We start from the raw sequence: 17288 nt of genomic DNA, 5'->3' as shown, positions 1-17288 counted from the left end.
CTGAACCCGTGACACTCCCCTCCGCAGAACCCGACGTCGCCGAACACAGCATCTCGATCGTCATCCCCGTTTACCAGGGTGAACGCACCCTCGAAGGCGTGCTCGACGAGATCGAACCGTTGACCCGGGTGAGCATCACCCCGGACGGTTACACCTTCCAGGTTGAAGAGGTGCTGCTGGTCTTCGACCACGGCCCGGACAACTCCGCGTCGATCATCCGCGGCATCACCGAACGGTACCCGTTCGCCCGCGGCATCTGGCTGAGCAAGAACTTCGGCCAGCACGCCGCCACCCTGGCCGGCATGGCCTCCTCCGGCGGCGACTGGATCGTCACCCTGGACGAGGACGGCCAGCACGACCCCCAGGCCATCGGCGGGATGCTCGACACCGCCATGCGCGAGCAGGCCAGCGTCGTCTACGCCAAGCCCACCAACCCCGCGCCGCACGGCGCCCTGCGGAACGGTGCCTCCAAGGGTGCCAAGTACCTGCTCACCAAGCTGTCCGGCTCCGGTGCGGCCGCCGACTATCAGAGCTACCGGCTGATGCTCGGCAACATCGGCCGCAGCGTCGCCGCGTACGCCGGCAGCGGCGTGTACCTCGACGTGGCCATCGGCTGGGTCGCCGCCCGCGTGACCACCTCTCCCGTCGAACTCCGCGAAGAGGGCGAACGTTCCAGCGGCTACTCGGCCCGACGGCTGTTCTCGCACTTCTGGCGCATGATCCTCACCACCGGAACCCGGGGCCTGCGCCTCGTCAGCGGCCTCGGCGTGGTCTTCGCGCTCGTGGGCGTCGTGTTCGCCGTGGTGATCTTCATCCAGCGGCTTGCCGGCGACATCGCGATCCAGGGCTGGGCCTCTCTGAGTGTGCTCGTGCTGCTCAGCGCCGGCTTCATCCTCTTCTCCCTCGGCATCATCGCCGAGTACATCGGCATCAACGTGAACATGGCAATGGGCAAGCCGCCTTACCTGATCACCACCGACCCGGCGGATGGTCCTCTCGGGCGGACGCACAAAGCCGTCCAGTGACGACGTATGCCTGGGTGATCGGCGCCCGCGGGCTGCTCGGTAGCGCCACCTCCGCAGCCATCGGTCGACGCAACGACTGGGTCCTGCTGCCCGCGGAACCGCTGCCGTGGGAGGACGACACGGCCCTGGTCGCGTCGGCTTCGGCGACCGCTGAGCGGCTGCTGCGCGCCGCCGCCACGGATTCCGCGGACTGGGTCGTGCTCTGGCTGGCCGGGAATGCCGTCACCTCGACTCCCCCGGCCGCCATCAGTCAGGAGCTGCACCAGCTCCGGCTGGTGCTGGACGCCGTGCGCACCGCCGCCGGGGCCGTCGGCACCGCGGCGCGCGGCGCGGTGTTTTACGCGTCCTCCGCCGGCGGCGTCTACGGCGGGTCGGCGCATCCGCCGTTCGACGAGACCAGCACGCCCGTGCCGATCTCCGGCTACGGCCGGTTCAAGCTCGACGCCGAAGCGAGCCTGTTCGAGTTCTCCCGGTCGTCCTCGGTCTCGGTCCTGGCCGGCCGGATCGCCAACCTGTACGGTCCGGGCCAGAAGCTCGGCAAGATGCAGGGCCTGATCTCGCACCTCGCCAAGGCCCAGTTCTCCCCCAAGCCGGCCTCGATCTTCGTCCCGCTGGAGACCATGCGGGACTACATCTTCGTGCGCGACTGCGCCGAACTCGTGGTGGACTGCGTCGACCGGCTGCATGCCGTCTCGGCCGAGGCCGGCCGCACCGAGGTCGTGAAGAACCTCGCCTCCGGCCAGGCCGTGACCATCAGCAACCTGCTCGGCCACATCCGCAGCCTGGCCAAGGGCCAGCCGAACGTGATGCTCGGCTACTCGGCCGAGGCGTCGATGCAGGGCCTGGACCTGCGCATCACCTCGACGGTGTGGCCCGATCTCGACCGGCGCCAGCTGACCAGCCTGCCCGCGGGGATCAAGGCGACCATGGACGACGTCCTCGCCCACATCCAGTCCGGCGGCTGACACTCCGCTCCCCCGCCGGTGGCGAGCATAACTCCTGCAGAATTGTGCCGCCCAGACGCACGCCCGCGTGATTCCGGGGCCGTTGCACCCGTGCGGCGAGAATTGCAGGAGTTATGCACACAAAAGGCCCCGCGGAGCGATCCACGGGGCCTGTGGCGGCAGGTCGGTACTGCTGCTAGTCGGTCTTGAGCAGGCCGTTCAGGTAGACGCCGTAGCCGCTCTTGGCGAGCGGGGCGGCGAGAGTGGCGAGCTGGGCGTCGTCGATCCAGCCGGCGCGCCAGGCGATCTCTTCGATGCAGCCGATCTTGTGGCCCTGGCGGTCTTCGATCACGCGCACGTATTCGGAGGCCTGCATCATCGATTCGAAGGTGCCGGTGTCCAGCCAGGCGGTGCCGCGGTCCAGGACCTGCACGTGCAGGTTGCCCTGGTTGAGGTAGCGCTCGTTGACGGTGGAGATCTCCAGCTCACCGCGGGCGGAGGGTTCGATCGACTTGGCGATCTCGACGACGGAGTTGTCGTAGAAGTACAGGCCGGGCACGGCGTAGTTGCTCTTGGGCTTGACCGGCTTCTCTTCGATGGAGACGGCGGTGAAGTCATCGTCGAACTCGACAACCCCATAGGAGGTGGGGTTGGACACGTGGTACGCGAAGATCAGGGCGCCGTCGATGTCGGCGTTGTTGCGCAGCGCCGTGCCCAGGCCCGCGCCGTGGAAGATGTTGTCGCCGAGGACCAGGGCGACACTGTCGTCGCCGATGAACTCCTCACCGATGGTGAACGCCTGGGCGAGGCCGTCCGGGGAGGGCTGCACGGCGTACTCGAGCTTCAGGCCCAGGTCGCTGCCGTCGCCGAGGAGCGCCTTGAACTGGTCGTTGTACTCGGGGGTGGTGATGATGAGGACCTCGCGGATGCCGGCCATCATCAGCGTCGACAAGGGGTAGTAGATCATCGGCTTGTCGTAGATGGGCATCAGCTGCTTGGAGATGCCCTTGGTGATCGGCCACAGGCGAGTGCCAGAGCCTCCGGCGAGAATGATTCCGCGCATGGGTCAGTTCCGTTCGTTGAGCGTCTGGTAGTAGGCGCGGGCGGCGTCCCAGGTGGGCAGCAGTCCGCTCGCGGCGGCCTCGGCGAGGCTGGGCGCGTCGGTGTCCTTCGGGGAGAGCAGCAGCTCACCGGCCGACGACGGGAAGATCAGGCCGACCTCCTCGTCGAGGGGGTTGATGCCGTGTTCGGCGCCGACGGTGTAGGTGGAGGAGACCAGGTAGCTCACGGTGGCCTTGTCGGTCAGGGCGACGAACGCGTGCCCGAGGCCCTCGGAGAGGTAGACGGCCTTCCGGTCGACGTCGTCGAGGAGGACGGAGTCCCACTGGCCGAAGGTGGGCGAGCCGACCCGGATGTCGACGATGAAGTCGATGATCGCACCGTGCGTGGCGGTGACGTACTTCGCCTGCCCCGGCGGGATGTCGGCGAAGTGGATGCCGCGCACGACACCGCGGCTGGACACGCTGGTGTTGGCCTGCCGCAGGTCCAGCGGGTGCCCGACCGCCTCGCTCAGCTTGTCGAAGCGGTACCACTCGAGGAACACTCCCCGGTCGTCACCGAACTGCTTCGGGGTCACCTCGTAGGAATCGGGCACGGAGAGTTCACGAATCTGCACGTTTGCCAGCCTAGCAATGCGTGTCCAGTACAATCGCGTAGGCACCTTTACGCAAACGGAATGGTCACGTATATATATGAAGATCCTCGTCACCGGCGGCGCCGGGTTCATCGGCTCGAACTTTGTTCGCCGTACCCTGCAAGACGCTTACCCGGGCCTGGAGGGCGCTGAGGTCGTCGTCCTGGACGCCCTCACCTACTCCGGCAACCTGGAGAACCTGGCCCCCGTGGCCGATTCCCCCCGCTACAGCTTCGTCAACGGCGACATCCGCGACGGCGCCCTGCTCGACACCCTGTTCCCGGGCCTGGACGCGGTCGTGCACTTCGCCGCCGAGTCCCACGTCGACCGGTCCGTCCGCGACGCGTCGATCTTCGTCGAGACCAACGTCCTGGGCACCCAGCAGCTCCTGGACGCGGCCCTCCGCCACGACCTGCCCCGGTTCGTGCACGTCTCCACAGACGAGGTCTACGGCTCCATCGCTGAAGGCTCCTGGAACGAAGAACGCGCCCTCGAGCCCAACTCGCCGTACTCCGCATCCAAGGCCGGCAGCGACCTGCTCGCCCGCAGCTACCACCGCACACACGATTTGAACGTGTCGATCACACGGTGCTCGAACAACTATGGCCCGTACCACTTCCCCGAGAAGGTCATCCCGCTGTTCGTCACGAACCTCATCGACGACCTGCACGTGCCCCTCTACGGCGCCGGCAACAACATCCGCGACTGGCTGCACGTGGACGACCACACCCGCGCCATCGCCATGGTCCTCACCCGCGGCCGCGCCGGCGAGATCTACAACATCGGCGGCGGCACCGAACTGACCAACGTCGAACTCACCCAGCTGCTCCTGGACGCCACCGGCAAGGACTTCTCCTACGTCGACCGCGTCGCCGACCGCCTCGGCCACGACCTGCGCTACTCCGTGGACATCTCCAAGATCCAGGCCGAACTCGGCTACTCCCCCGAGGTCCCCTTCGAACAGGGCCTGGCCGACGTCGTGCAGTGGTACCGCGACAACCGCTCCTGGTGGGAACCCCTCAAAGCCCGCGCGGCCCTGAGCTGACCGGCGCCTAACCGACATGACCCGTTATCTGATCACCGGCGCGGCCGGGATGCTCGGCCGCGACCTGCAGGACGCCCTCGACGGCCGTGACGTCACGGCCGTCGACCGCAGCGAGCTGGACATCACCGACCTCGCCGCCGTGCGGGAGGCCGTGACCGGCCACGACGTGATCATCAACGCCGCCGCGTACACCGCGGTGGACAAGGCCGAGGAGGACGAGGCCGTCGCCTACGCCGTGAACGCCCTCGGTCCCCGCAACCTGGCGATCGGGGCCGCGGCGGTCGGCGCGAAGCTGGTGCAGATCTCCACCGATTACGTCTTCGACGGCACCGGCACCACGCCGTACGCCGAAGACACCGAGATCGACCCGCTGAACGCGTACGGCCGCACCAAGGCCGCGGGCGAAGCCTTCGTGCTCACCGAGAACCCGGCCGGGAGCTACATCGTGCGCACCGCGTGGCTCTACGGCGCCAACGGGCCCAACTTCGGCCGCACCATGCTCACCCTCGCCGCCGGCCGCGACACCGTCTCCGTCGTCGCCGACCAGTTCGGCCAGCCCACCTGGACGGTCGACCTGGCCGCGCAGATCGTGGCCATGCTCGACGCGGATGCTCCCGCCGGGATTTATCACGGCACCAACGCCGGGCAGACCAACTGGTTCGGCTTCGCCCGCGCCGTGTTCGAAAGCGCCGGCCTCGACCCGGAACGGGTACTGCCCACCGACGGGAGCCAGTTCGTGCGACCCGCACCGCGGCCGTCCTACTCGGTGCTCGGGCATGACGCCTGGGCGACCGCCGGGCTCTCCCCCATGCGCGACTGGACAGAGGCCCTGGCCGACGCCGCCACCCACGGCGCCTTCACCCCGTCATGATCACCCTCCGCGTCATCGTCGACCAGCTGGTCTCACCGGTCCCCGGCGGGCTCGGCCGGTACACCGAGGAACTCACCCGGTCGCTGATCAGCACGGCCCCGACCGATTGCGTGGTCGAGGGCATCGTCTCCGCCACGACGGCGGAGAACTACGAGCAGATCACCCAGGCGCTGCCCGGCCTCGCCGGCCTGCACAAGATGGCGCTGGCCCGGCGGGAGCTCACCGCCGCCTGGCAGCTGGGCGTGGCCACCTCGGCCGGCCACGGCCTGGTGCACGCACCCGGGCTGTTCGCGCCCCTGCGCCGGCACGACCGGGCCAGGGACGAGACCCAGGTGGCCGTGACCGTGCACGACGTGCTCGCCTGGACGCATCCGGAGTCGCTGACCCCGACCACCGTCGCCCGCGCCAAGCTGATGCTCAAACGTGCCCGCAAGCACGCCGACGCCATCGTCGTGCCCAGCCACGCCCTGGCCGGCCAGCTCGGCGAGATCATGGACTTCGGCGACCGGGTGCGCGTCATCGGCGGCGCCGTGAGCAGCGGCCTGCGGTTGCCGACGAACTCCGCCGCGGCCGAGGCCCTGGCGACCACGCTCGGCCTGCCGGACGAGTACATCCTCACCGCCGGCACCCTCGAACCGCGCCGCGCCGTCACCGCGGTCATCGAGGCGCTCGCCCGGCCGGGCGCGTCCGAGCTGCCCCTGCTCGTGCTCGGACCGGACTCCTGGGGCGAGCTCACCCTCGCCTCGGTGGCCGACGAGGCCGGCCTGGCGCCGGACCGGGTGCGGTCGCTGAACAACCTGACCGACCAGGAACTCGCGCTGGTGATGTCGCGGGCGTCGGTGTTCGTCTACCCCAGCCTGGAGGAGGGTTTCGGCCTGCCGATCATCCAGGCGTTCACGTTCGGCACCCCCGTCATCCACTCGGATGCCCCCGCCCTGGTCGAGGCCGGCGGCGACGCGGGCTTCACCGTGGAGCGGGACGACCCGGCCGGCTACCCGGAGCGCCTCGGCGCGGCGATCGACCGGGTGCTGGGCGACACGGAGCTGGCCGACCGGCTGCGCATCTTTGGCAGCGACCGGGCCAAGGCGTTCACCTGGCGGGACACCGCCGAGCGCGTCTGGCAGCTGCACGCCGACCTCTAACCCGGTCCGCACCGCCCCCAGCACGGCTCACCGCGCCACTGGCGGCGGACCGCGCCCGCTAGAGCGGGCGCGGGCGCCGCCCGGGCTGCGCTCAGCGGCGCTGATCAGGGCGCCGGGGTCTCCGAGGAGGGGTTGAGCGCCGCGTCGATCAGGCCGGCGATGTAGTCGTAGTCCGGGTCCACCGGGTCGACCCCGTTGTCCGGCACCAGCTCGACGGCGCCGACCGGGAGTCCCTTGGTCTTGGTCGCGAGGTTGGTGAAGTACCCGAGCATGCCCTGCGGCACGTCGGTCTTGACCACCTGCTCACCGGCCTGCGCCACGCCCTGGAACTTGGTGAGCACGTTCCCCGGGTTGAACTGCTGCAGGATCGCCTCCTGCAGGATGCGCTGGCGCGCCATCCGGTCGTAGTCGCTGGAGCCGTGCCGGGCGCGGCCGTACCAGAGGGCGGTGAAGCCGTCCATGTGCTGCTGACCCGGCTCCACCCAGCCCTCGACGTCGCTGAGGTCGTCCAGCTGGCCGCCGATGGGCAGCCGCTCGGCCACGTTGATGTCGACACCGCCGAGGGCGTCGATCAGCTGGGAGAAGCCCTGCATGTCGATCAGCACGTAGTACTGGATGGTGAGCCCGGTGACGCCGCTGGCGGCGTCACGCATGGCCTCGATGCCCGGCTCGCTGCCCTCCGCCACCGCGTCGGGGTACATCTCCGGGCTCTTCAGCTCCACCTCGGTGTAGATCGAGTTGAGCTGGCAGACATCCACGTCGCAGGTGCCGTTGTAGCCGTAGCCGTTCGGGTAGGCCTCGTGCATCGGCGACCCCTCGGGGAAGGGCACGTAGCCGAGGTCGCGGGGCAGGCCGATGATGTCGGCCTTGCCGGTGTCGGCGTCGATGCTGACCACCGAGGTGCTGTCCGGGCGGAGGCCCAACCGGTCGGCGCCGGCGTCGCCGCCGAGCAGCAGGATGTTGTACCGGCCGTCGGCGGGCGGCTCCGAGGGCCCGGCGGCGAACACCGAGGCCAGGAAACCGCTGGCCGTCGTGGCCACATAGGCGCCGTAGCCGGCCGTGCCGGCCACCGCGACGAGGGCAACGGTCGCGAGCCCGGCGATGAACGGGCGGGCCTTGGGCCGGGCCTTCACCAGGCGCACGAGGCGCATGGTGTCGAAGGTCAGGACGGCCCACACCACCGCGTAGAACACCATCACGGCGGCGATGATCCACAGGCCGAAGGAGTTCGTGGCGATCGTGAGCATAATCTCAGGGTTGACCGCGTACAGCAGCCCGGCGAGCACGACCAGGACGAGGAAACCCAGCGTGGCCCGCAGGCCGAACCGGCCCAGCCCCCGGTTGCCGGCGAGCACCTGGGCTGAGCCGGGGATGACGATGTTGAGGACGACGAGCCACCAGGCTCGCCGGGTCATGAGCTGGCTGGAACCGGAATTCGGGTACCGGATCGGGCTGCTGGCGCTGCTCATAGTTTCGCTTGCAGGGCCGTGTTCTTCTGCTCCACCTGCTCCGCCAGGGAGGCGGCGTACGCCTCCAGCTTCAGGCGCAGCGCGTCATCCGCTGTCGCCAGGATCTTCACCGCGATCAGCGCGGCGTTGCGGGCGCCACCGATCGACACGGTTGCGACGGGCACTCCGGCCGGCATCTGCACGATGGACAGCAGCGAGTCGAGGCCGTCGAGGCGGCCGAGCGGCACGGGCACTCCGACGACGGGCAGCGTCGTGACGGCGGCGAGCATGCCGGGCAGGTGCGCGGCACCACCGGCACCGGCGATGATCACCTTGAGGCCGCGCCCGTGCGCATCCTGGCCGTACCTGATCATCTTCTCGGGCGTGCGGTGCGCCGACACGACCTGCACCTCGTGGCCGACGCCGAACTCCCGAAGCAGCAGGGCGGCGTCGCTCATGACGTTCCAGTCGGAGTCAGACCCCATCACGACACCGACGAGGATGGCGGGTGCGGTTTCGGGCTCGGGAGTCACGGGGTTGTCTGGCACGGAGACGATCTTAGGCTTCAGTCCTGAAAAAACGCCGCAGTGGCACGCGCCTGGTAGGTGACCGAGTCCAGATCGGCCCCGGTCGCCGTCACATGGCCGATTTTGCGGCCCGGCCGGGGGTCCTTGCCGTAGTTGTGCACCTTGACCGTCGGCTGGTCCGCGAAGGCGGCCGGGTACCGGTCGGCCATGCTGCCCTCGACCGGGCCACCGAGGATGTTCACCATCACCGACCACGGTTCGCACAGGCCCGTCCCGCCGAACGGCAGGTCGAGCACGGCGCGCAGGTGCTGCTCGAACTGACTCGTCGTCGACCCGTCGATCGACCAGTGCCCGCTGTTGTGCGGGCGCATCGCGAGCTCGTTGACCAGCAGCCGGCCGTCGACGGTTTCGAACAGCTCGACGGCGAGCACACCGGTCACCCCGATGCCCTCAGCGATGCGCTCCGCGATCTCGGCGGCGACGTCGCTGATCCGGCCGGCCGATTTCGGGGCCGGAGCGATGACCTCGGCGCAGACGCCGTCGCGTTGGACGGTCTCCACGACGGGCCAGATGGCCAGTTCGCCGGACGGGCGCCGGGCGACGACCTGGGCCAGTTCACGGCGGAAGTCGACGAGTTCCTCGACCAGGAGCGCGCCGCCGTTGGCGTCTTCGGCGAGGGCCTGGAACCAGTCGTCGGCGTCGTGGGCGTGCCCGACGACACGCACACCCTTGCCGTCGTAGCCGCCGCGGGCGGTCTTCACGACGGCGCGGCCGCCGTGGTCGGCGAGGAAGTCGGCCAGCTCGTCGGCGTCCTGCACCCGGGCCCAGTCGGGGACGGGCAGCCCGAGTTCGGTGAGGCGCTCACGCATGAGCAGCTTGTCCTGGGCGTAGAGCAGGGCGTCCGGTCCGGGGTGCACCGTGATGCCGCGGCTGACGAGTTCCCGGAGGATCACCTGCGGAACGTGTTCGTGGTCGAAGGTGACGACGTCGACGGTCTCGGCGAACGCGAGCACCGTCGCCAGGTCGCGGTAGTCGCCCACCGACACTGCCGCGAGGCTGGCCGACATTCCGTCGGCTTCGGCCAGCACCCGCAGGTCGAGGCCGAGATTCACCGCGGCGGGGATCATCATGCGGGCCAGTTGACCGCCGCCGATCACACCAACGATCGTGCTCATCTGTTCACCAATTTCTGTGCGAGCGTTCACCCGGTGGGCTGGGAACTCCCAGCCTCGGGATTCGGCCGCGTCGTAGACTTCGAGGAAGCGCAGTTCTCGCTCCATGTTCCATTTTCAACCATCGGCCGGACGGATACATGTCGAGAATAACGGTCAGCAGGCACCGGGTGTTCGCGTTCGCTACGCAGCTCGCGAAGTTCGGCATGGTCGGGCTCGTCGGCTTCGCCGTGGATGTCACGGTCTTCAACCTGCTCCGGGCCACGGTCTTCTCCCCCGACGCGGTGGATGCGGGGCCGATCTGGGCGAAGGTGGTCTCGACGATCCTGGCCATCCTGGCGAACTGGGTGGGCAACCGGTACTGGACCTTCTCGAAGGACCGCCAATCGCAGACCCTGCGGGAGGGGCTGGAGTTCTTCGCCGTCAGCCTCGCCGGCATGGGCATCGGCCTGGCCTGCCTGTGGGTGAGCCACTACGTGCTCGGCTACACGAGCGTGCTGGCCGACAACATCTCCTCGAACGTGGTCGGCCTGCTGCTCGGCGCCGTCTTCCGCTTCGTGCTCTACCGATACTGGGTGTTCTCGCCGACCAGGCGGAACGCGCCCGCCGGGCAGCCCGCGACCGCCGCGACGGGATCGCTTCGGCTACCGGCCCGTCCAGAAGGAACCCTGGTCACCGAGCGCTGACGGGTCCGTCCCGTAGCCCTGCGCCAGGCGCGCCTGCCGGATCCGGGCCTGTTCGCAGAGGTCCTGCAGCGCCCGTGCCACCAGGGCGGCATCCGGCACGTCGCGGAGCTCCTGCCGGTGGTCGCCCCCGGTGCTGACCCGCACGGTGCCGGACCGGAACAGGGCCTGCAGCCAGCTGCGGCGCACGCTCACGTCGTAGCCCCGGCTGTGCAGCACTTCCTGCCGGGTGCGCACGAAGACGCCGCGCACGAAGATGATGCGCCGGGTGGTGATCGTGTACCGCCGGGTCAGCCAGGACACCAGCGGCAGGAACCACAACAGCAGCGCCACCGCCGCGCTCCCGGCGAGGAGGAGCGTGTTCTGCCACGGCTCCGCCAGGCTGCCGTAGTAGTAGCCGGTGACCCCGCAGACGCCGAACAGGACCAGGGTGGGCCAGAACAGCGCGCGGCCGTGCGGACGCAGGCGCGCGACGACCACCTCTGGCGGCGCCGGGGGCTGGGCCGCGGGGCTGGTGCTGGCTGGGTTGGTCATACCCCCATTAATACCTCAGGTGGGTCACATCCCCAGCGGCGACGGCCTGCGGCTCCCCCGTGGCCTGGTCCTCCACGATGAGGCGTCCGTCGGGGTCGAGGCCCACGGCGGTGCCCACCAGGTCGTGTCCGCCGGGAAGCTCCACCCGCACCGCGCTGCCCAGCGTTCCGCACAACGCGGTCACCTGCGCGTGCAGGCCGCTGGCGACCGGGTCGGCGCCCACGGCGAGGAACTCCGCGACGAGACGCCGCAGCTCCGTCAGGTACGCCGCCAGGACCGCATCCGCGTCGGGAGCGCCGCCGGTGACCAGCAGCAAGGACGTGGAGGTGAGGGTGGGCAGGTCGTGCTCGTCGAGGGCGAGGTTCAGGCCGGCGCCGATGCACAGCCCGCTGGCGTCCGGCAGCAGCTCGGAGAGGATGCCGGACACCTTGTAGCCGTCGATGAGCACGTCGTTGGGCCATTTGAGGGCGACCTCGTGCCGGGGCGCATCCTCGTCACCCGGGTGCACCGCCGCCGCATCGACCACGCCGCGGACGGCCAGGGTCATCGCCGCTCCCGCGAGCAACGGGAACCAGCCGTACCGGTTCGGCGGCAACGGGCCGGAACCCAGCCGGGGGCGCAGCAGCACCGAGATGGCCAGGGACTTGCCGCTCGGGGCCGACCAGGCCCGGCCGAGCCGGCCGCGGCCGCTGGTCTGGTTGTCGGTCACGATCACCGACAGGTCGGGCCAACGGTGCGCATCCGGCCCGGTCGCCCGGGTCACCAGGACGTCGTTGGTGGAGCCGGCCTCCTCGAGGTACTCGAACCGTGCCCCGATGCCGCTGCTGATCGGAAATTCCATCTCACGCCGCTTCCCACATCCCGTCGCGGGATGCATAACTCCTGCAATTCTGCCCAGTCTGGCCGGGAACCGGGGATTTTGCCGCCGGCGCCGCCGAATTGCAGGAGTTGTGCCCAGCGCCGGGGCGGGTCGCTGGCGGCGCTCTCTGGGGCGGGCAGGGCGGGGCCGGTAGAGTAAACGGCGTGACTGAGAACCCGACCGGACCCGACCTGTACACGACGGCGGGAAAACTCGCCGACCTGAAGCACCGCTATCACGAGGCCGTGACCGCCAGCGGTGAGGCGGCCATCGAGAAACAGCACGCCAAGGGCAAGATGACCGCCCGCGAACGGGTTGCCGAGCTCCTCGACGAGGGCTCCTTCGTCGAACTGGACGAGTTCGTGCGGCACCGCACCGTGGCCTTCGGCATGGAAAAGAAGCGCCCCTACGGTGACGCCGTCGTCACCGGGACCGGCACCATCCACGGCCGCCAGGTGGCCGTGTACTCGCAGGACTTCACCATCTTCGGTGGCTCGCTCGGCGAGGTCGCCGGCGAGAAGATCATCAAGGTGATGGACCTGGCCCTGAAGACCGGGGTGCCCATCATCGGCATCCTCGACTCCGGCGGAGCGCGCATCCAGGAGGGCGTCGTCGCCCTCGGCAAGTACGGCGAGATCTTCCGCCGCAACACGGCCGCCTCCGGCGTCATCCCGCAGATCTCGATCATCTGCGGCCCCGCGGCCGGCGGCGCGGTGTACTCCCCCGCCCTGACCGACTTCGTGATCATGGTCGACAAGACCAGCCAGATGTTCGTCACCGGCCCCGACGTGATCAAGACCGTCACCGGCGAGGACGTGGGCATGGAGGAGCTCGGCGGCGCGCTCACCCACAACACCATCTCCGGCGTGGCGCACTACCTGGCCAGCGACGAGTCCGACGCGCTCGACTACGCGCGTACCCTGCTCAGCTTCCTGCCGGACAACAACCTGGCCGAGCTGCCGGTGTTCGACAGCGAGGTCGAGCTCGAGACGACGGATGCCGACCTCAAGCTCAACACGCTGATCCCGGATTCGCCCAACCAGCCCTACGACGTGAAGACCGTCATCGAGCACATCGTCGACCACGGCGACTTCCTCGAGACCCAGCCGCTGTTCGCGCCGAACATCGTGGTGGGCTTCGCCCGCATCGAGGGCCGCAGCGTCGGCATCGTCGCCAACCAGCCCAACTCCATGGCCGGCACCCTGAACATCCACGCCGGCGAGAAGGCCGCGAGGTTCGTGCGCTTCTGCGACGCGTTCTCGATCCCGATCCTCACCCTCGTCGACGTGCCCGGCTTCCTGCCCGGCACCGACCAGGAATGGACCGGCGTCATCCGCCGCGGCGCGAAGCTGCTGTACGCCTACGCCGAGGCGACGGTGCCGCTGATCACCGTGATCCTCCGCAAGGCCTACGGCGGCGCGTACATCGTGATGGGCTCCAAGCAGCTCGGCGCCGACATCAACCTGGCCTGGCCCACCGCCGAGATCGCCGTGATGGGCGGCCAAGGCGCCGTGAACATCCTCTACCGGGCCGAAATCAAGCGGGCCGAAGCGGCCAACGAGGATGTCGCCGCGGTGCGCAGCCGACTGGCCAACGAGTACACCTACAACGTCGCCAGCCCGTTCCTCGCCGCCGAGCGCGGCGAGCTCGACGGGGTCATCGAACCGTCCGCCACCCGGGTGTCCGTCGTGAAGGCGATGCGGGCGCTCCGCACCAAGCGGGCCAGCCTGCCCGCCAAGAAGCACGGGAACATCCCGCTGTAGGCGGCATCATGACCGATTCAGAGAACCCCAGCGGCTTCGACCCGGCCGACCTGACCTTCGTCACGACCGGCGTCACCGATCAGGAGGCCGCGGCCGTCACGGCGGTGCTGCGCGCTCTGCTGCGCGAGGAATCGGACAGCCTGCGGGCCGCGCCGACTGCGGCCAGGAGCGCCTGGCTGGACAGCCAGCGCGCCATCCGGCCGACCCTCGCCCGCGGTGACGAGCGCTGGCGCGGCTTCACCGCCTGACCCCGCCGCACCCGTGTGGGCGCTGTCCCCCTAAATGACGACTTTTTCCGGGGGCGCCCAGGCAGCATTATTGTTATTGCTGGGTGACGCTCTTCGGAGCGACACCACCAATCATTCGCCGACTAGGGTAAGCAGGCGAATGTTTTGGGGGCGCGTCAAGGCGGCATTCGGGTTGTCGCCTCGACACGGATTGTCGGGAGGGGATCTGCCTTAAGGGGCAGGTCCCCTTTCGCATGCCTCGTGCCTGTCGAAGGCCTCGTGCCTTTCACATGCGCTAGTGCCGGCGGGTGGCCCGCCGGAGTTCATGTGTGGCCCGCGGGATCTCCAGCCACAGGTCGACCTCTTCGTCCGGGGAGTCCTGCCCCAGTGCGCTCAACCGCGGGTCGGGGCTGCTCAGGCCCACGACGGTGACCGCCGTCCCGGCCCCGTCGGATGCGGTGCGGGCGATGATCGTCGCCGCGGTCGTGCCGGCCATCGCGTCGGCCAGGGTGTTCAGCACGACATCGAGGTCCGGGCCGCTGATGTCGTCGATGCCGCCCTCGTCCAGCAGGGTCACGATCGCGCCGCGTCGCCTGGCGCTCATCACCTCGCGGCGCACCGCGTCGTTGAGCAGCCGGCGGCCGCGGATCTCGTCGCGGATCGCGGCCTCGAGGTAGCGGCATTCCTGCCGGTCGGCCTCGGAGAGGGCGCCGTCGCCCTCGATGATGCGGCGGAGCATCGGCGCGGCCAGGCGGATGGTCTGGGCCAGGCGCACCTGTCGTTCGTAGAGGTGCGCCTCCTGCGCCGCCTGCCACTCGGTGGCTTCCCGTTCGGCGAGGCCGTACTGACGGGCGTCCCGGCCGGCCTTGGCCAGGGCCCTGCCCAGCATGACGGCGACAACCACCCAGACGACACTGCCGATGACGCCCATCGAGGCGAGAGAGCCGGCGCCGGCCCAGACGATCGTGTGCGCGACGAGGAAGCCCACTCCCACCCACGCGAGTGTCGCCCGCCGCCGGGTGGCCGTGATGGTCATCAGGGTGCCGACCGCGGCCACGTACCAGGTGGCGTAGCCGTTGTCCGGCACCGAGCCGTCGAGCTGGCTGCCCACCAGCAGCGGGACGGCGATGCACACGGCCACGTTGAAGAACCCGTGCCAGAGCGACATCCGGGCCGGGCTGGTGGGCCACAGGCTTATCGCCGTGGCAACGACGTACAGCAGGATGGCCAGCAGCGGCGGCACCGGCGACCTGGCGGCATCCAGCGAGTAGATCGCCAGGATCACGTGATAGGCCGAGAACAGCGCGGCCAGGGAGAGGATCAGGCCCCGGGGTACGGTTATCATTCGTCGTCCCGGTTCTCGGTGAGCGGCCATTCGATGAGGATCGACGTGCCCCGGCCGGGTGCGGACCGCACGTGCACCAGGCCGCCGGCGGTGGCGACCCGCTCCTGGATGGAGATGCGCAGGCCCAGGCGTTCGCTGGGCACCGCGGCCGGGTCGAACCCGACCCCGGAGTCGACGATCTCGATGGTGCATCCGCCGAGCAGGTTGGAGTTCATCCGCACCGACCGCACCACGGGCTCGCCGGCGGTGCCGGCGTGCTGGATGCTGTTCACGATGGCCTGGGCGGTAGCCGCGACGAGCGCCTCACCCGCGTAGCCGGGCAGGCCGAGGTCTTCGGCCTCGCAGTCGACGAACTCGATCGGTTCCTCGAACCGGGTCGCGATGGCCCGGATTTCGCCCTTCAGCCGGGCGAAGGACACCAGGCTGTCGTCGCCGGCCGGCATGGAGCCGGCCTCGGTGAGCCGGGTGATGGCATCCTGCGCCATGGTGGAGGCCAGCTCGGCCGCCTTGGGCGTGGTCGCGGCGGCGGCCGACAGCAGGGCGGCGAGAACGCTGTCGTGCACGATCGAGTCGACCTGCACCCGCTCTACCTCGGTGGCGTGCTGTCGCACGGCGGCGGCGTAGGTGCCGAGGGCGGTGGTCTGGGCGGTGTCGACGGCGGCGGTGGCCTGCCGCAGCATGGTGATGATGATCAGCACCACCTGGCCGAGCAGGATCGCGTAGAACGCGTCGAGGAAGCCGAGCATCGGCTCGGCGCCGCCGCCGGCCGGCGACACCCGCACGATGCCGTAGACGAGCGGCGCGAGGAGGGTGTAGCCCATCGCCCACCACAGCGGGAAGGAGACGGCGGCGCAGGAGGTCGCGACGGTGCACAGGTACCAGAGCCAGGGCTTGCCGTCGAGCACGCTATCGGGCGAGATCAGCATCATCGGCCATGCGACCAGGGCCACCAGGTACACGCCCGCGAACAGGCCACTGGTGATACGGATGAAGGCCTTGACCACGGTGGCGAGGATCGCCACCGCCAGCACGGAGAAGATCAGGGCGGTGAGCGCGATGCCGAGCCCCGGCCGGAGCCGGTCCAGCTGGTCGAGCATCGCCGGGTAGGTCTGCAGGGCGAAGATCAGTCCGACGCCGCCGACGGCGCGGGACACCACGCGTTCGATCTGCGCCTGGCTGATCGGCTTGCGCGGCTGCTTGGACTCGTTGAGCAGGTCGGCCCCGAGCTGCTCCGGCCCCACCGTTTCCGGTGCGAGCCGGAACGAGCGGACCGACTCCGCGGGCCTAGCCGCGGCCATCTCCGCCGTCCGGGTCGAGCCCGGGCAGGATGCCGTCTTCGACGGCCCGACGCAGCAGGTCCACCTTGGTGGGGGCCGGGCGGCCGACCTCGACGTACTTCACGCGGATGCGGTCGAGGTATTCCCTGGCGGTGGAGTGCGCGATGCCGAGCTGCATGGCGACCATCTTCAACGGCAGGCCGGAGGCGTAGAGGTGCAGCACGTCACGTTCCCGCCGGCCCAGCTGGGCCTTGGCGAAGTCCCGGTCGGCATCGATGGCGGTGGCCCACTCCAGGTTGTTGAGCACGTCGCCGCGGGCGACGGAGGCGACGGCGGCCATCACGGTCGTGGTCGGCGACGACTTGGGGATGACGCCGGCCGCGCCGGCGGCGAGGGCCTCGCGCACCAGGGCGACCCGGTCGGCGATGCTGTGCACGAGCACCGAGGCGCCGGTGCTCCGGGCGAGGTGCACGTTGTCGGTGACGAGGGACCCGTCGCCGAGCGACAGGTCGAGCACGATGACGTCGACGGGACGGGCGGCGATGCCCTCCACGAGTTCCCGCACGGTGGCGGCGGCGAAGATCACGTCGAAGCCGGCGTTCTCGCAGGCGGCCTTGATGCCCAGGCGCACCGACTCATGGTCGTCGGCGATTCCCACCCGGACAGGGTGGTCGAGCGCTGTCGGTGCTGGAACTTGCTCAGTCACGGTTGTGCTCTTTCATTAGGGTCGGCT

General features: G+C 69.6%; 18 protein-coding genes. 8 read left to right on the top strand and 10 right to left on the bottom strand.

Annotation, left to right across the window (positions count from 1 at the left end; all coding sequences use genetic code 11):
* The first annotated feature begins 8 nt into the window (after positions 1-8).
* Both ACU5E9_RS17195 and ACU5E9_RS17190 read left to right on the top strand, forming a co-directional pair.
* Positions 9-1025: a glycosyltransferase gene (locus ACU5E9_RS17195; protein ID WP_456811109.1), complete on the top strand. Its 1017-nt coding sequence runs from the start codon at positions 9-11 to the stop codon at positions 1023-1025.
* A complete protein-coding gene (locus ACU5E9_RS17190; protein ID WP_456811108.1) occupies positions 1022-1990 on the top strand; it encodes an NAD-dependent epimerase/dehydratase family protein in 969 nt (322 codons plus the stop codon). Before ACU5E9_RS17195 ends, ACU5E9_RS17190 begins: the two co-directional genes overlap by 4 nt.
* 175 nt (positions 1991-2165) lie before the next feature.
* Here the strand turns inward: ACU5E9_RS17190 and rfbA are convergent, their stop codons facing one another.
* A complete protein-coding gene (gene rfbA / locus ACU5E9_RS17185) occupies positions 2166-3032 on the bottom strand; it encodes a glucose-1-phosphate thymidylyltransferase RfbA (RefSeq protein WP_456811107.1) in 867 nt (288 codons plus the stop codon).
* A 3-nt stretch (positions 3033-3035) separates the two neighbouring features.
* On the bottom strand, positions 3036-3644 hold the full coding sequence (locus tag ACU5E9_RS17180; RefSeq protein ID WP_456811106.1) for a dTDP-4-dehydrorhamnose 3,5-epimerase family protein: 609 nt from the start codon (positions 3642-3644) through the stop codon (positions 3036-3038).
* A gap of 76 nt (positions 3645-3720) precedes the next feature.
* On the opposite strand from ACU5E9_RS17180, the gene rfbB reads away from it, so the two are divergent.
* From rfbB to ACU5E9_RS17165, 3 genes are read left to right on the top strand one after another with little or no spacing between them, the layout of a single operon-like run.
* Positions 3721-4707, top strand: a complete 987-nt coding sequence (gene rfbB, locus ACU5E9_RS17175) for a dTDP-glucose 4,6-dehydratase (protein ID WP_456811105.1) — start codon at positions 3721-3723, stop codon at positions 4705-4707.
* A gap of 16 nt (positions 4708-4723) precedes the next feature.
* Complete coding sequence (rfbD, locus tag ACU5E9_RS17170) at positions 4724-5578, top strand: dTDP-4-dehydrorhamnose reductase (RefSeq protein WP_456811104.1); 855 nt, start codon at positions 4724-4726, stop codon at positions 5576-5578.
* A complete protein-coding gene (locus tag ACU5E9_RS17165) occupies positions 5575-6720 on the top strand; it encodes a glycosyltransferase family 4 protein (RefSeq protein ID WP_456811103.1) in 1146 nt (381 codons plus the stop codon). Before rfbD ends, ACU5E9_RS17165 begins: the two co-directional genes overlap by 4 nt.
* Positions 6721-6824: 104 nt before the next feature.
* On the opposite strand, the gene ACU5E9_RS17160 is transcribed toward ACU5E9_RS17165, so the two are convergent.
* Genes ACU5E9_RS17160 through ACU5E9_RS17150 form a run of 3 tightly spaced genes read right to left on the bottom strand, consistent with a single transcriptional unit; the run spans position 6825 to position 9975 of the window.
* A complete protein-coding gene (locus ACU5E9_RS17160) occupies positions 6825-8189 on the bottom strand; it encodes an LCP family protein (RefSeq protein ID WP_456811102.1) in 1365 nt (454 codons plus the stop codon).
* A complete protein-coding gene (gene purE, locus ACU5E9_RS17155; protein WP_456813566.1) occupies positions 8186-8725 on the bottom strand; it encodes a 5-(carboxyamino)imidazole ribonucleotide mutase in 540 nt (179 codons plus the stop codon). The genes ACU5E9_RS17160 and purE overlap by 4 nt, the downstream gene beginning before the upstream one ends.
* Before the next feature lie 8 nt (positions 8726-8733).
* Complete coding sequence (locus tag ACU5E9_RS17150) at positions 8734-9975, bottom strand: 5-(carboxyamino)imidazole ribonucleotide synthase (protein WP_456811101.1); 1242 nt, start codon at positions 9973-9975, stop codon at positions 8734-8736.
* Positions 9976-10007: 32 nt separating this feature from the next.
* Here ACU5E9_RS17150 and ACU5E9_RS17145 point away from each other — a divergent pair, with 32 nt between their 5' ends.
* Complete coding sequence (locus ACU5E9_RS17145) at positions 10008-10553, top strand: GtrA family protein (protein ID WP_456811100.1); 546 nt, start codon at positions 10008-10010, stop codon at positions 10551-10553.
* Here ACU5E9_RS17145 and ACU5E9_RS17140 read toward each other — a convergent pair.
* Positions 10512-11084, bottom strand: a complete 573-nt coding sequence (locus tag ACU5E9_RS17140; RefSeq protein ID WP_456811099.1) for a PH domain-containing protein — start codon at positions 11082-11084, stop codon at positions 10512-10514. The genes ACU5E9_RS17145 and ACU5E9_RS17140 overlap by 42 nt on opposite strands.
* A 7-nt stretch (positions 11085-11091) precedes the next feature.
* A complete protein-coding gene (locus tag ACU5E9_RS17135) occupies positions 11092-11925 on the bottom strand; it encodes a biotin--[acetyl-CoA-carboxylase] ligase (RefSeq protein WP_456811098.1) in 834 nt (277 codons plus the stop codon).
* Positions 11926-12107: 182 nt separating this feature from the next.
* Here ACU5E9_RS17135 and ACU5E9_RS17130 point away from each other — a divergent pair, with 182 nt between their 5' ends.
* Positions 12108-13706, top strand: a complete 1599-nt coding sequence (locus ACU5E9_RS17130; RefSeq protein WP_456811097.1) for an acyl-CoA carboxylase subunit beta — start codon at positions 12108-12110, stop codon at positions 13704-13706.
* Positions 13707-13714: 8 nt separating this feature from the next.
* Entirely contained in the window at positions 13715-13954 is a 240-nt protein-coding gene (locus ACU5E9_RS17125) for an acyl-CoA carboxylase epsilon subunit (protein WP_456811096.1), read from the top strand.
* A 274-nt stretch (positions 13955-14228) separates the two neighbouring features.
* Here the strand turns inward: ACU5E9_RS17125 and ACU5E9_RS17120 are convergent, their stop codons facing one another.
* From ACU5E9_RS17120 to ACU5E9_RS17110, 3 genes are read right to left on the bottom strand one after another with little or no spacing between them, the layout of a single operon-like run.
* On the bottom strand, positions 14229-15278 hold the full coding sequence (locus ACU5E9_RS17120; RefSeq protein ID WP_456811095.1) for a hypothetical protein: 1050 nt from the start codon (positions 15276-15278) through the stop codon (positions 14229-14231).
* Positions 15275-16576, bottom strand: a complete 1302-nt coding sequence (locus tag ACU5E9_RS17115) for a sensor histidine kinase (protein WP_456811094.1) — start codon at positions 16574-16576, stop codon at positions 15275-15277. The genes ACU5E9_RS17120 and ACU5E9_RS17115 overlap by 4 nt, the downstream gene beginning before the upstream one ends.
* Positions 16563-17261, bottom strand: a complete 699-nt coding sequence (locus ACU5E9_RS17110; protein ID WP_456811093.1) for a response regulator transcription factor — start codon at positions 17259-17261, stop codon at positions 16563-16565. The genes ACU5E9_RS17115 and ACU5E9_RS17110 overlap by 14 nt, the downstream gene beginning before the upstream one ends.
* Positions 17262-17288: the final 27 nt, after the last annotated feature.

The organism is Cryobacterium sp. AP23, assembly GCF_054075385.1.
The sequence above is the reverse complement of the archived record's forward strand: the minus strand, read 5'-3'. Positions and strand labels throughout refer to the sequence as shown.

Excerpts from the sequence above, each read along its gene's own strand:
- rfbA (WP_456811107.1), bottom strand. The coding sequence starts at position 3,032 with ATGCGCGGAATCATTCTCGCCGGAGGCTCTGGCACTCGCCTGTGGCCG.
- rfbB (WP_456811105.1), top strand. The coding sequence starts at position 3,721 with ATGAAGATCCTCGTCACCGGCGGCGCCGGGTTCATCGGCTCGAACTTT.
- rfbD (WP_456811104.1), top strand. The coding sequence starts at position 4,724 with ATGACCCGTTATCTGATCACCGGCGCGGCCGGGATGCTCGGCCGCGAC.
- ACU5E9_RS17165 (WP_456811103.1), top strand. The coding sequence starts at position 5,575 with ATGATCACCCTCCGCGTCATCGTCGACCAGCTGGTCTCACCGGTCCCC.
- ACU5E9_RS17160 (WP_456811102.1), bottom strand. The coding sequence starts at position 8,189 with ATGAGCAGCGCCAGCAGCCCGATCCGGTACCCGAATTCCGGTTCCAGC.
- ACU5E9_RS17150 (WP_456811101.1), bottom strand. The coding sequence starts at position 9,975 with ATGGAGCGAGAACTGCGCTTCCTCGAAGTCTACGACGCGGCCGAATCC.
- ACU5E9_RS17145 (WP_456811100.1), top strand. The coding sequence starts at position 10,008 with ATGTCGAGAATAACGGTCAGCAGGCACCGGGTGTTCGCGTTCGCTACG.
- ACU5E9_RS17140 (WP_456811099.1), bottom strand. The coding sequence starts at position 11,084 with ATGACCAACCCAGCCAGCACCAGCCCCGCGGCCCAGCCCCCGGCGCCG.
- ACU5E9_RS17135 (WP_456811098.1), bottom strand. The coding sequence starts at position 11,925 with ATGGAATTTCCGATCAGCAGCGGCATCGGGGCACGGTTCGAGTACCTC.
- ACU5E9_RS17125 (WP_456811096.1), top strand. The coding sequence starts at position 13,715 with ATGACCGATTCAGAGAACCCCAGCGGCTTCGACCCGGCCGACCTGACC.
- ACU5E9_RS17120 (WP_456811095.1), bottom strand. The coding sequence starts at position 15,278 with ATGATAACCGTACCCCGGGGCCTGATCCTCTCCCTGGCCGCGCTGTTC.
- ACU5E9_RS17115 (WP_456811094.1), bottom strand. The coding sequence starts at position 16,576 with ATGGCCGCGGCTAGGCCCGCGGAGTCGGTCCGCTCGTTCCGGCTCGCA.